This window comes from Chloroflexus islandicus, from assembly GCF_001650695.1.
Classification (GTDB): domain Bacteria; phylum Chloroflexota; class Chloroflexia; order Chloroflexales; family Chloroflexaceae; genus Chloroflexus; species Chloroflexus islandicus.
Genome location: NZ_LWQS01000040.1, coordinates 75,216 through 88,298, shown reverse-complemented (window position 1 = coordinate 88,298; position 13,083 = coordinate 75,216). Strand labels below are relative to the sequence as shown.

The following is a 13,083-nucleotide window of genomic DNA, read 5'->3' as shown; positions in this document are numbered from 1 at the left end:
GCCCGCGCAGCGGGCTTCGTAACCCTAGCCCGGCCCTGAAGGGCCGGGTACCGGACTGAACCCCCGCGGGTTGAGGGACTGACAAAACGTGTGGTTGAGCACACCTATTGATCGTTGAGCAATGCCGCAACGTCCGGCGCTGCACGCCCCATCACCCCTCCCCCAGCGGGGGAGGGGTGATGGGGTGGGGGATCAGCCCGCGCAAGCGGGCTTCGTACATGTAGCCCGGCCCTGAAGGGCCGGGTACCGGAGATGTTCTGTCTACCCTTGCAATCCAGCGGGTGGGGGCAGTATCTCCAAGCCCATCTGCACAACGACCGGCCACCATGTCATTGCGAGGGGGCGCAGCTCCCGAAGCAATCTCCTACTGGAGCGGGAAGCGTGAGTTACTGGGATCGGTTGCAGGACGGGCAGGCAGCGGATGGCATCCGCTCTTGCGGGGGATTGCTTCGGACGCGCCGCGCCAGTCATACGGCCTAGGTGAGGGAATGACTGCCGGCGCGCCGCGTCCTCGCAATGACAACTGGGGCGGGCGCAGGGCTTCGGACGCGCCGTGCCAGTCATACAGACGAGTGAGGGAATGAATGCCGGCGCATCCTCGCAATGACGACTGGGACGGAGGATGGCTGCGGCGTAAGAATCAACCTGTACCAGAGCATAGCGAAAAAGACCGGGCAGGTTGACATCTCTCTGCCGTTGTGACAATGGTTTGGTGCTTAGAAAGGCGTAGACTGCTACGCCTTTCAATTTTTTGTTTAATTCGTAAATTCTCGAAAGTACTTGACAAACTTTGAAAATTGCTCTAGACTATGAAAACAATTCCCGGACAGTATGAATGCCCAAGCAGGCGGTTGGTCTGTTCGTTATCACAGCGATTGCGACGGGGTAAACCTCGTGTGACGCAGCATTCTGCGGTTTGCCGGTCAGAATAGGGCAAGGTGCATGGTAGAACAGCACAACGATGCGCTCCCGCCGGAAGTGCGGCGCGACCAGATTATGGCGCTGTTGCAACGTCACGGCCAAGTGACGGTGAAGTGGTGCGCCGAACAGTTGGGTGTTTCCGAAGTGACGATCCGCAGCGATTTTGCGCTGCTCGAACGCGAAGGCTTGCTGCGACGGGTGTGGGGTGGCGCAGTGCTCGACCGTCCGCTGTGGCCGGAAGGCAGTTTCGCGTCGCGCCTCAAGGTGCAGTCGGCGGAAAAGGAGCGGATCGCGCGGGCAGCAGCCGAACTGATCGTTGATGGTGACACGGTGATGCTCGATGCCAGTACGACGGCTTATGCCATTGCCCGCCAGATTGCCGACCGGCGCAATCTGACCATTATTACCAACGGAATGCATCTCGCGCTGGCGCTGGGAGCTTATCCGGCGATCACGACCATTGTGATCGGCGGGCAAGTGCGCGGCGATACCGGTTCGTTGACCGGCACACTGGCCGAAGAGATGTTGCAGCGGCTGCACGCCGATAAGGGATTCTTTTCGGCGCGCGGGTTGACGGTGGCGAAAGGGTTGACCGAAAGTTCGATTCCCGAAGGGTTGTTGAAGGCCGAGATGGTGCGGCACGTTGACCGGGTGATTGCGGTGCTCGACAGCAGCAAACTGGGCCAAACCGCGCTGACCAGCTTCTGCCCGGTTGAGGGGATTCATCATCTGATCACTGCTGGCCCGGAAGCTGCTGAACGCAGTTCCCCTTTTACCGAATTCTTTCCGGTCACGATCGTGTAGCGAGGAAGCTATGCAAGGTGCTCCTGTGTTGGAGATGCGCGATATTTCGCGGCGGTTCGGCAGCACGCAGGCCTTGGCCGGCGTGAGTCTGCGTCTCTACCCTGGTGAGGTGCATGCGCTGCTGGGTGAGAATGGCGCCGGAAAATCAACTCTGATCAAGATTATGACCGGGGTGCATCAGCCCGATAGCGGCCAGATTCTGCTCGATGGCCGTCCGGTGCGGATCGGCAGCACGCTAGAGGCGCAGCGGTTGGGGATTGCGGCGATTTATCAAGAGCCGCTGATGTATCCCGATCTGAATGTGGCTGAAAATATCTTTATTGCCCATGCCGGGCGCGGGCCGTTGGTCGATTGGGGCAAGATGTACCGTGAGGCGGAAGCAATTTTGGCCCAGCTCGACGTGCGGCTCGATGTGCGCCAACCGGCGCGTGGCTTGAGTGTGGCTGCCCAACAAACGGTTGAGATTGCCAAAGCGCTGTCGTTGCAGGTGCGCGTGCTGATTATGGATGAACCGACAGCGGCGTTGTCGGCGCACGAGGTCGAGCAACTCTTTGCGATTGTGCGCCGGCTGCGCGCGCAGGGAGTGGCCATTCTCTTTATTTCCCACCGGTTGGAAGAGGTGTTTGACATCGCCGACCGGATTACGGTCTTTCGCGATGGCCGGTTGATTTCGTCGGCGCCGCGAGCTGATGTCACCGTCGAGCAGGCTATCCGCGATATGGCCGGGCGCAGCGTCGAGCAGCTCTTCCCGCGCCGGCATACCGTGCGCGATGAGGTGCTGGTGCAGGTGCGTGATTTGGGCCGTCAAGGCGCATTTCATGGCGTTTCGTTCGATGTGCGCGCCGGTGAGGTGCTCGGTTTTGCCGGCTTGGTCGGCGCGCGCCGTACCGATGTCGGTTTAGCGTTGTTCGGCATCGCTCCGGCGGATCAGGGCACGATCACGATTGCTGGCCAGCCGGTGCGGATCACCAACCCGCGCCAAGCGATGCGCCATGGCATTGCCTACGTGAGCGAGGATCGGCGCGGGCTAGGTTTGTCGCTGCCAATGTCGATTGCGGCCAATATCACGCTGCCCACCTTGCGCCGCTACCTCAATCCACTGGGGTTGTTGCGCCGGCCAGCCGAAACGGATACTGCCGAGGAGTTTCGCCGCCGGCTGGCGATCCGTGCGCCCTCGGTTGAGGTGGAGGTGGGCAAGTTGTCGGGCGGCAATCAGCAGAAGGTGATGCTGAGCAAGTGGCTGAATACCCGTCCGCGCCTGCTGATTCTCGACGAGCCGACGCGCGGGATCGATGTCGGCGCGAAGGCTGAGGTGCATCAGATGATCGATGACTTGGCCGCTGAAGGGATCGCGATCATTCTCATCTCTTCCGATTTGCCCGAAGTGTTGGCGATGAGCGATCGGGTGTTGGTAATGCGTGAAGGCCGGCAGATGGCCGTCTTTACCCGTCACGAGGCGACCCAAGAGCGGGTGTTGGCGGCGGCGATGGGCCAGCGCGATGCGGCGTAGCAACGGCCGAAGTGATGAGCAGAAACGCAATAGGAGCGACGTGATGCACACATGGCGACAGCGGATGAGGCCAGAGCAGATCCGCGAGCTGAGTTTGGTCGGGCTGATTGTGATTGCGCTGCTGATCTTTGGTTGGCAGATCGAGAACTTTCTGTCGGCTCGCACCTTCAATCGCATTACCTCCAGCGTTGCGATCGTCGGTATGGTGGCGATTGGTCAGACGCTGGTAGTCTTGACGCGCAATATCGATCTGTCGGTGGGGTCGATCGTTGGCTTTACTGCCTATTTTGTCGGATCGCAACTGGCTGCCAATCCCGGTCTGCCACCGGTGATGGCGGTGGTCTTGGCGGTGTTGACCGGCGGTGCGTTGGGGTTGGTGAATGGCCTGATCGTCGCCTACGGCCGGGTGCCGGCAATTATCACCACCCTCGGTACGCTGGCGATCTACCGCATGTTGCTGATCAACTATGCCAACGCGCGCACGATTACGGTCGATTCGCTGCCGTCATGGGTGGTTGAGCTGAGCCGGCAAACGATCTTTACGATCGGTGATTTCGCGGTGCGTCCGTTGTTTGCGATCACCATTGCCGCTGTGGTCGTGTTTCAGTTTGTGCTGGCCTATACCGTGTTTGGCCGGCGCTTGTATGCGATTGGCTCTAATCCCGAAGCGGCCCGGTTTGCCGGTTTGCCGGCGCAACGCACGGTGTTGGCGGCGTTTGTGCTTTGCGGGATGCTGGCTGGTATGGCCGGTTTTCTGTTCCTTGCCCGTTTCGGCAACATCACCGCGGTGGCCGGGCAAGGGATCGAGCTTGAGTCGGTGGCGGCAGTGGTGGTTGGCGGCGTCAATACCTTCGGCGGTTCGGGCACGGTGCTGGGAGCGTTGCTCGGCGCGTTCCTGATCGATCTGTTAGGGCAGGGGTTGCTGCGCTGGCTCGGTATCAGCGAGTTTTGGCGCGATGCGTTGCTTGGCTTGCTGATCCTGCTGGCAGTGGCTTCCGACTCGGTCATCTTGGGCTGGTTGCGCCGGATCTGGGCCGCACCGGCACTGCGCGCGGAGGTGAGCAATGAAGGCTAAGTTGCGCCGCCTGCTGAGCTGGGAAGGGTTGCTGCTGGCGATTTTGGTGTTGGTAGCAGCAGTGAATGCCAACCTCGCTCCGGCGTATGTGAGCTTAAATAACCAGATCAATCTCTTTCAGTTGTCGATCGAGAAGATTATTGTCGCACTGGTGATGACCTTTATCATCATCAACGGCGAGATCGATCTGTCGGTGGCGTCGGTCATGGGCTTGGCCGCCTGTATCGTGGCAGTGCTGTTTGATCGCGGCGTCCCGATGGAGTGGGCGATCGTGGTGGCGCTGCTGGCCGGTGTGCTCTGTGGCGCCTTCAACGGCTTTTGGGTGGCCTATGTTGGTCTGCCGTCGTTGGCCGTCACGCTGGCCGGCATGATCGGTTTCCGCGGTGTGGCCCGCATCTTGATCGAAGATCGCTCAATCGGCGGTTTTCCGGCATGGTTTACCGCGCTCGGCCAGCAGCCATTGATTGGCCCGTTTCCCTTTAGCCTGATCCTCTTTGCGCTGCTGTTTACGCTGGCGTTGATCGTGCTGCAATACTCTGGCGTAGGCCGCTTGGTTTATGTAATCGGCCACAATGCCGCCGTAGCTCGCTATTCCGGCATCGATGTTCCCCGCCTCAAACTCGGCCTGTTTATCGCTTCCGGCTTGGTCGCTGCGCTGGCTGGCGTCTTGCTCGCCGCCCGTCTTGGTGCGGTGCGCGGCAATACCGCTGATGGTTTCGAGCTCGACATCATCACGATGGTGTTGCTCGGCGGGGTGAGCATCTTTGGCGGCACTGGCAATCTGGCCGGCGTGGGCCTGTCTATTCTCGTCATCCTCAACCTGCGCAACGGCATGTCGTTGCTCAATGTAACCGGCAACGTGCAGACCGGCGTGGTTGGGATGTTGTTGATTTTGTCGGTGTTGTTGCCCAATCTCGCGCAGATGGCGCGTGAACGCTGGCAGCGGCGCGCCGTGCAACGAAAGGAGGTGCAGACCGGCGTTGAGACGAGTGTTTCATCGTAGCTGATAGTTTGCGAACAGTGGTGTTCAAGCTGTACTCGTGGTGAGAGGAGTGTGCCCATGCAGGCGACCAAACGACATCTGTTCTTTGCCGTCACGCTGATCATTGCCTTGTTGTTAGCGGCCTGTACGCCGCAATCGCAGACACCTGCGCCGACCAGCGCCCCGGCGCCGACGAGCGCTCCGGCGCCGACCAGCGCTCCGGCGCCGACCACTGCTCCGACCGGTGGTGTGGTCTCGGCGACCCCCGGTCTTGATATCAACATGATCCTGTTGCCCAAGTTCCTCGGCATCGCCGTCTTTGATCAGGCCTACGAAGGCGCGAAGGAGGCTCACGCCGAGCTGGGCAATAAAGGCAACCTGATCTTCACCGGCCCGACGGCAGAGAACTCGGTGGCGGGGCAGATCGAGACACTGACCAACGCGGCGACGCAGGGGGTGAAGGCGGTGATGCTCTCGAACAACGCCGGCGACCAGATTGCGGCGGCGGCGCAAGCGGCGCAGGCGGCGGGGGTGAAGGTGGTGACGTGGGATTCACCCATCCCGTCGGCGCAAGGCGAGAGCGTGTTCGTGGCGCAGGTTGACTTCAACGAGACGGGCCGGGTGATGGCGGATATGGCGCTGTCGATCCTTGGCCCGCAAGGTGGTGAATTTGCGATCTTGTCGGCCTCGCCCGACGCGGCGAACCAGAATGCGTGGATCGCATCGATGAAGCAGGTGCTGGCCGAGCCGAAGTACGCTAATCTGAAGCTGGTGGATACGGTGTACGGCAACGACCAGTCGGAAGAGAGCTACAACCAAGCGCTGGCGCTGGTGGATAAGTACCCGAACCTGAAGCTGATTATGGCGCCGACGACGGTGGGGATTGCGGCGGCGGCCAAGGCGATGACCGACGAAGGGTTGTGCGACAAGGTGAAGGTGTCGGGCTTGGGCTTGCCGTCCGAGATGGCTAGCTACACCCTGAGCGGGTGCGCGCCGCAGTTTGCGCTGTGGAGCTTCAAAGACCTTGGCTACTTGACCTACTATCTCGCTTACGGTCTGGCCACCGGCCAACTGCAAGGCGTCGAAGGCGAGCGGTTTAACGCTGGACGGATGGGGTCGTACACCATTGAGAAAGACCCCACCCGGCCCAACGGGTTGCGCGTGCTGATGGGGCCGTTCACCGTCTACACCGCTGAGAACGTTAACAAGTAGGGCGAGATGTAGGGCTTTACCATCGCAGGCCGTTTACAGGAAGGCAGCGAACGGAAGGCATCCGGTTGCCCACTGTCATTGCGAGGGGGTGTAGGTACACTGCGTTGCAGTGTGCCTTCCCCCGAAGCAATCTCCTGCTGGAGCGGGAAGAGTGAGTTACTGGGATAGGAGGGTGTTGTACGCGGCGCATCCTTGCAATGACAAGCGGGGAGGGGGGATGCGCCTCACTCCTCCAGTGGGTTGAGGGGCGGACAAACCATGTGGTTAAGCACACCTGCTGAGCGCTGTGCGATGCCTCAACGTCCGGTGCTCCACGCCCCATCACCCCTCCCCCAGCGGGGGAGGGGCAAGGGGTGGGGGCATCAGCCCGCGCAGCGGGCTTCTACATGTAGCCCGGCCCTTCAGGGCCGGGTACCGGACTGAACCCCAGCGGGTTGAGGGGCGGACAAACCATAGTGGTTGAGCGCACCTGTTGATCGCTCTGCGATGCCTCAACGTCCAGCGCTCTACGCCCCATCACCCCTCCCCCAGCGGGGGAGGGGCAAGGGGTGGGGGCATCAGCCCGCGCAAGCGGGCTTCGTAACACTAGCCCGGCCCTTCAGGGCCGGGTACCGGATCAGAGGTTCTGTCCGCCCTTGCAGCCCAGCGGGGAGGGTTGGGGAGAAGGCAGTATCTCCAAGCCCATCTGCGCAACGACCGTCCACCATGTCATTGCGAAGGTGCGTAGCCCCCGCAGCAATCTCCTACTGGAGCGGGAAGCGTGGGTTACAGGGATCGGTTGCAGAACGGGCAGGCAGTGGATGACGTCCGCTCGATCGCTGTCATTGCGAGGGGGCGCAGCCCCCGAAGCAATCTCCTGCTGGAGCGGGAAGAGTGGGTTACTGGGATCGGTTGCAGGAAAGGCGGGCAGTGGATGCCATCCGCACTCGCGGGGGATTGCTGCGGACGCGCCGCGCCAGTCATACAGACGCGGTAAGGGGATGATGGCCAGCGCGGCGCGTCCTCGCAATGACAAGAGACGAGCGAGTGCTGCACCGCCTAGGCATCGCGCCGCGCTGCCGCTAGGTGCGGTTCGCAATGACAGTGGAGCGCCTGCGTAGCAGGCGTTGTTAATGAAGCCCGATCCTCACCAGATGAGAATCAGCGAGGTTCTTATGAAACGAGTCGGTTTTACCCTTAAAGTCAAACCAGAACTGATCGACGAATACAAAGCCCATCACGCCAATGTCTGGCCAGAGATGCTCGATGCGCTGCGCCGGCACGGCTGGCATAACTATACCCTCTTTATGCGCGATGATGGTCTACTGTTTGGCTATGTCGAAGTGCCAGAGAGCTTCGAGCAGGCGCTGGCCGGTATGGCTACTGAAGAGGTGAATGCCCGCTGGCAGGCGATGATGGCTCCTTATTTCGAGAATCTGAGCGGCGCGTATGCCGATCAGAGCATGGTGCAGCTCGAAGAGGTGTTTCATCTCGATTGAGGAAGGGGCATAGCGGTTTTGCCTCTGCGCCCTCTGCGTGCTCTGCGGTACAGCTAACCTAACAGACGGGAGAAGACGATGACCTTTCCTGCTCCAACTTCAGCGCAGATCGAGGCGGCCTATGCGGTGGCCCGCGATCGCTATGCGGCGCTTGGGGTTGATACAGAAGCGGCGCTGGCGACGCTGGCGACCGTGAGCCTGAGTCTGCATTGTTGGCAAGGCGATGATGTCGGCGGGTTTGAGAATCCCGGCGGCCCGCTCGAAGGCGGGATCGCCGCGACCGGTAATTATCCGGGCAAGGCGCGCAACGGCGATGAGCTGCGGAGCGATCTCGATCTGGTGTACCGTTTGTTGCCGGGCCGCCATCGCTTGAATCTGCACGCAATCTATGCCGAAACCAGCGGCGTGAAGGTCAGCCGTGACGAGCTACGCCCTGAACACTTTGCCACGTGGCTCGATTGGGCTAAGACCAACGGTCACGGTATCGACTTTAACCCCACCTGCTTTTCGCACCCGCTGGCTGCCGATGGTATGACGTTGGCCCATCCCGATCCCGCCATTCGCCGCTTCTGGATTGACCATTGCATTGCATGCCGGCGAATCGGCGCCCATTTTGGCCGTGAACTCGGCACGCCTTGCGTCACGAACATCTGGATCCCTGATGGTATGAAGGATACGCCGGTTGACCGGTTAGGGCCGCGCCAGCGCCTGCGCGAGTCGCTCGACGCGATTCTGGCCGAACCGCTCGATCCGGCTCACAATCGCGACGCGGTGGAAGCTAAGCTCTTCGGCATTGGTTCCGAGAGCTACGTTGTCGGTTCACACGAGTTCTACCTCGGCTACGCCGTCAGCCATCCCGGTCTGTTGCTCTGTCTCGATAGCGGCCATTTCCATCCCACCGAGACCATCTCGGATAAAATCTCATCGGTGTTGCTGTTTGTTGATGAACTGTTGCTGCACGTCAGCCGGGGGGTGCGCTGGGATAGCGATCACGTTGTGACCCTCTCTGACGAAACGCAGGCAATCATGCACGAGGTGGTGCGCGGCGGTTTTCTCACCCGCACGCACATTGGTCTCGATTTCTTTGATGCTAGCATCAACCGGGTTGCGGCATGGACGATTGGCGCGCGGAATGCGTTGCGCGCTCTGCTGGTGGCGCTGCTCGAACCCACCGCTCGGTTGCGCGAACTCGAACTAGCCGGCGATACGACAGCCCGGCTTGCGCTGCTCGAAGAGCTGAAGGGGATGCCATGGCAGGCGGTGTGGGATGTCTATTGCTACCGCAACGATGTGTCGGTCGGGGCGAGTTTCCTCAACGAGATTAAGCGCTACGAAGCGGAGGTGTTGGCTGCGCGCTGATCCTCGCAACAATGCTGCTCGCACGCTTGTCTACCGAAACAGGGAGTTTCCTGATGAACACAGATACCACTCGTTTTCGCCACGTCTCTTACGGCTGGGATGCAGCGTATGCTGCGACGCTCGATCCGGTGGCCCGGCTGGTCTATCGCTCGAACCTGCTCGGCAGCGATCAGCGTATCACCAACACCGGCGGCGGCAATACGTCGGCTAAAATCAGCGAGCGCGATCCGCTGACCGGTGCGCCGGTTGAGGTGTTGTGGGTGAAGGGGTCGGGCGGCGACCTGCGCACCAGCACGCGCGCCAATTTCGCCTCGCTCGAGTTGAACAAGTTGCGTGAATTGCGCGCGATCTATCTGCGCGATCCCAACCGTGGCCCGAAAACGGCCATCGAAGACGCGATGGTTGATCTCTACCCCCATTGCACCTTCAATCTCAACCCGCGTGCGTCGTCGATCGATACCCCGCTCCATGCCTTCATTCCCTACCGCCACGTCGATCACATGCATCCCAATGCGGTGATCGCGATTGCTGCCTCGCGCAACGGCGAGCGGCTGACTCGCGAGATCTACGGCGATGAGGTGATTTGGACGCCGTGGCAGCGGCCCGGTTTTGATTTGGGGATGACGCTGGAACGGATTTGCCGCGAGCATCCGCAGGCGAAGGGAGTGATTTTGGGCGGGCACGGCTTGATCAATTGGGCCGATGATGATCAAGAGTGCTACGAGCGCACGCTCGAGCTGATCGAGCGGGCGGCGCGCTATATCGAAGAGCGTGATCGCGGTGACGCGACCTTCGGCGGGCCGAAGTATGCTGCGTTACCGCTCGCTGAGCGGCGGGAGACGCTGGCAGCCATCTTGCCGTGGTTGCGCGGCCAGATCAGCCGCCAGCGCCGGTTTATCGCCACCATTCAAGACGATGAGCGCACTCTGCGCTTTGTCAATAGCGTTGATGCGCCGCGTTTGGCTGAGCTGGGCACTAGTTGTCCCGACCACTTCCTGCGCACCAAGATCAAACCACTCTATATTGACTGGAACCCGCAGGCCGAGAGTCTGGCCGATCTGCGCCGCAAGCTAGCTGATGGCCTTGAGGGCTATCGCGCCGATTACACCCGCTACTACGAAACCCACCGCCGGCCCGATTCGCCGCCGATGCGCGATCCGAACCCGACCGTGATTCTTATTCCCGGTTTGGGCATGATTACGTGGGGCAAAGACAAGAGCGAGTCGCGAGTGACCGCCGAGTTCTATACTGCGGCAATCGAGGTGATGCGCGGGGCCGAGGCGATTGATGAGTATGTGGCGCTGCCGCTGCAAGAGGCGTTTGATATCGAGTATTGGCAGCTCGAAGAGGCGAAGCTGCGGCGCATGCCGCCGGAAAAAGAGCTAGCCCGGCAGGTGATCGCAGTGGTAGGTGGCGGCAGCGGGATCGGGCGCGAGGTGGCGCTGCGCTTGGCCAACGAAGGGGCGCATATCGTGTGCGTTGACAAAGACGGCGCCGCGGCGCAAGCGACCGCGCAGGCAATCATTGACCGGCACGGCCTAGGGATCGGCGTCGCCGGCAGCGATATTTCGGCCTGCGGCCCAGCCATTGGCTTGGTGGCCGACATCACCGACCGCGCAAGTGTGCGCGCGATGCTCCAGCAAGCGACACTGGCCTACGGTGGCCTCGACGCGGTGGCCGTTACTGCCGGCATCTTCGTCTCCCCCGATGCTGAAGGTCGCATCCGTGACGAGCAGTGGGCGCTGACCTTTGCGATTAACGTGACCGGCCACTATCTGGTTGCCGACGAAGCCGCCAAGCTCTGGCGCGAGCAAGGTTTGCCGGCTAATCTAGTGCTTACCACTTCAGTTAATGCCGTGGTGGCCAAGAAGGGATCGCTGGCCTACGACACCAGCAAAGCCGCCGCCAATCACCTCATCCGCGAATTAGCCATCGAACTCGCGCCGCTGGTGCGGGTCAACGGCGTCGCACCGGCGACGGTTGTGCAAGGCAGCGGCATGTTCCCGCGGGATCGGGTGATTGCCTCGCTAACGAAGTATGGCATTCCCTTCACCCTTGACGAACCTACTGAGGCGCTGACCGAGAAACTGGCCCGCTTCTACGCCGAACGGTCGCTGCTCAAGCGCCCGATTACGCCGGCAGATCAGGCTGAAGCCTTCTTCTTGCTGCTCAGCCAGCGCCTCAGCCAGACGACCGGCCAGATCATTACGGTTGACGGCGGCTTGCACGAGGCCTTCTTGCGGTAAGCTCAATGAAGGAAGCACTATGCCCGAATTAGCCCACTTTATTGCGGTTGACATCGGCGCTTCCGGCGGGAGGGTGATCTTGGGCCGCTGGGACGGCAGCCGGATGGCGCTCGACGAACTCCACCGCTTTCCGAATGGGATGGACGAACGCGATGGCCATCTGTTTTGGGATGCCAACCGGCTCTGGCGCGAGATGCAGCACGGGTTGCGCCAGTATGCCCAACACGAGCATGTCTCGTTGCTAGCTAGCATCGGGATTGATACGTGGGCGGTTGATTATGGCCTGCTCGATGCACACGGTGCGCTGATTGGCGATCCCTACGCTTACCGTGATCCACGCAACGAGGGCGTCGCCGAGCAGGTCGATCAACTTATCCCGCCGGAAGAACTCTACGAGCGCACCGGGTTGCAGCGGTTGCCGTTCAATACGCTCTACCAACTGTATGCTGAACGGCAGGGGGAACGGTTCGCGCAAGCGGCGACGATGCTGCTCATTCCCGATCTCTTTCACTATTGGCTGACCGGGCAGCGGGTGGCCGAATATACCAACGCGACTACGACGATGTTTCTCGATGCGCGGCAGCGGGTGTGGGCAACCGATCTGCTCACCCGGCTGGGTATTCCAGCGCACATCTTGCCGCCGCTGGTGATGCCGGGCACGCGCCTTGGCCCGCTGCGGCCCGAACTCCAAGCCGATCTGGGGTTGCCGGCAAGTGTGACGGTAGTGGCAGTAGGTACTCACGACACGGCCAGCGCGGTTGCCGCTGTGCCGCATCTCGATGCGCAGAGCGCCTACATCAGCAGCGGCACGTGGAGTCTGGTTGGCGTCGAGCGGACTGAACCGCTGATCAATGATGCGGCCCGCCAATTGAATGTGACGAACGAAGGCGGCGTGTACGGCACGATCCGCTTGCTCAAGAACGTAAGCGGGTTGTGGCTGTTGCAAGAGTGCCAACGGCGCTGGCACGAAGAGGGATTGCGCCTAACGTGGGATGAGATTGTCGCGCAAGCCGCTGCTGCGCCGCCGCGCCGCGCGCTGATCGATCCCGACGCACCCGAATTTCTCGCCGTCGGCGATATGCCGGCCCGCATTCGTGACTACTGCCGGCGCACCGGCCAACCGGCCCCGGAAACGGTTGGCGAGATTGCCCGTTGCTGTCTTGATAGCCTTGCCTTGCGCTACCAGCAAGTGATTGATGCGCTGGCCGATCTAACCGGCCAGACTATCACTACCGTGCGGATCGTTGGCGGTGGCAGCCAAAACGCGCTGCTCTGCCAATTAACCGCCGATGCCTGCCGGCGTCCGGTGGTGGCCGGCCCTGTCGAAGGCACCGCTTTGGGCAATATTCTGGTGCAGGCGATTGCGATGGGCTATCTGCCCGATCTGGCGACCGCGCGCCAAATCGCTGCCGCTTCGGTGACGCAACAACGTTACGAACCGCAGGGAGCAAATCTGTTAGCCTAGTTAAATGGTGCGCCATCGGGTAGAGAATGGG

Annotated in this window: 9 protein-coding genes; all 9 read left to right on the top strand. The window is 61.2% G+C overall.

The genetic code is table 11. From position 1 onward, the window contains the following. Positions 1 to 942 precede the first annotated feature (942 nt). Positions 943 to 1,725, top strand: coding sequence for a DeoR/GlpR family DNA-binding transcription regulator (locus tag A6A03_RS06360; RefSeq protein WP_066785080.1), 783 nt, complete (start codon positions 943 to 945; stop codon positions 1,723 to 1,725). A gap of 10 nt (positions 1,726 to 1,735) precedes the next feature. Beyond that, positions 1,736 to 3,235 (top strand): sugar ABC transporter ATP-binding protein, encoded by a 1,500-nt coding sequence (locus A6A03_RS06355; protein ID WP_066785077.1) that lies wholly within the window; start codon positions 1,736 to 1,738, stop codon positions 3,233 to 3,235. 43 nt (positions 3,236 to 3,278) lie between these two features. Further along, positions 3,279 to 4,310 (top strand): ABC transporter permease, encoded by a 1,032-nt coding sequence (locus A6A03_RS06350; RefSeq protein ID WP_066785074.1) that lies wholly within the window; start codon positions 3,279 to 3,281, stop codon positions 4,308 to 4,310. Beyond that, positions 4,300 to 5,313 carry an ABC transporter permease gene (locus A6A03_RS06345; RefSeq protein WP_066785071.1) on the top strand — a complete coding sequence of 338 codons (1,014 nt, stop codon included), beginning with the start codon at positions 4,300 to 4,302 and terminating at the stop codon, positions 5,311 to 5,313. Before A6A03_RS06350 ends, A6A03_RS06345 begins: the two co-directional genes overlap by 11 nt. A gap of 57 nt (positions 5,314 to 5,370) precedes the next feature. Further along, positions 5,371 to 6,504, top strand: coding sequence for a rhamnose ABC transporter substrate-binding protein (locus A6A03_RS06340; protein WP_066785068.1), 1,134 nt, complete (start codon positions 5,371 to 5,373; stop codon positions 6,502 to 6,504). Positions 6,505 to 7,658: 1,154 nt separating this feature from the next. Next, a complete protein-coding gene (locus A6A03_RS06335) occupies positions 7,659 to 7,982 on the top strand; it encodes an L-rhamnose mutarotase (protein WP_066785065.1) in 324 nt (107 codons plus the stop codon). A 78-nt stretch (positions 7,983 to 8,060) separates the two neighbouring features. After that, the gene (locus tag A6A03_RS06330) at positions 8,061 to 9,341 is read left to right on the top strand and encodes an L-rhamnose isomerase (RefSeq protein ID WP_066785062.1); all 1,281 of its coding nucleotides are present in this window, start codon (positions 8,061 to 8,063) and stop codon (positions 9,339 to 9,341) included. A 53-nt stretch (positions 9,342 to 9,394) separates the two neighbouring features. Continuing rightward, positions 9,395 to 11,587: a bifunctional rhamnulose-1-phosphate aldolase/short-chain dehydrogenase gene (locus tag A6A03_RS06325; RefSeq protein WP_066785059.1), complete on the top strand. Its 2,193-nt coding sequence runs from the start codon at positions 9,395 to 9,397 to the stop codon at positions 11,585 to 11,587. A 19-nt stretch (positions 11,588 to 11,606) separates the two neighbouring features. Continuing rightward, complete coding sequence (locus A6A03_RS06320) at positions 11,607 to 13,052, top strand: rhamnulokinase (protein WP_066785057.1); 1,446 nt, start codon at positions 11,607 to 11,609, stop codon at positions 13,050 to 13,052. Positions 13,053 to 13,083 lie beyond the last annotated feature (31 nt).

Excerpts from the sequence above, each read along its gene's own strand:
- A6A03_RS06360 (WP_066785080.1), top strand. The coding sequence starts at position 943 with ATGGTAGAACAGCACAACGATGCGCTCCCGCCGGAAGTGCGGCGCGAC.
- A6A03_RS06355 (WP_066785077.1), top strand. The coding sequence starts at position 1,736 with ATGCAAGGTGCTCCTGTGTTGGAGATGCGCGATATTTCGCGGCGGTTC.
- A6A03_RS06350 (WP_066785074.1), top strand. The coding sequence starts at position 3,279 with ATGCACACATGGCGACAGCGGATGAGGCCAGAGCAGATCCGCGAGCTG.
- A6A03_RS06345 (WP_066785071.1), top strand. The coding sequence starts at position 4,300 with ATGAAGGCTAAGTTGCGCCGCCTGCTGAGCTGGGAAGGGTTGCTGCTG.
- A6A03_RS06340 (WP_066785068.1), top strand. The coding sequence starts at position 5,371 with ATGCAGGCGACCAAACGACATCTGTTCTTTGCCGTCACGCTGATCATT.
- A6A03_RS06335 (WP_066785065.1), top strand. The coding sequence starts at position 7,659 with ATGAAACGAGTCGGTTTTACCCTTAAAGTCAAACCAGAACTGATCGAC.
- A6A03_RS06330 (WP_066785062.1), top strand. The coding sequence starts at position 8,061 with ATGACCTTTCCTGCTCCAACTTCAGCGCAGATCGAGGCGGCCTATGCG.
- A6A03_RS06325 (WP_066785059.1), top strand. The coding sequence starts at position 9,395 with ATGAACACAGATACCACTCGTTTTCGCCACGTCTCTTACGGCTGGGAT.
- A6A03_RS06320 (WP_066785057.1), top strand. The coding sequence starts at position 11,607 with ATGCCCGAATTAGCCCACTTTATTGCGGTTGACATCGGCGCTTCCGGC.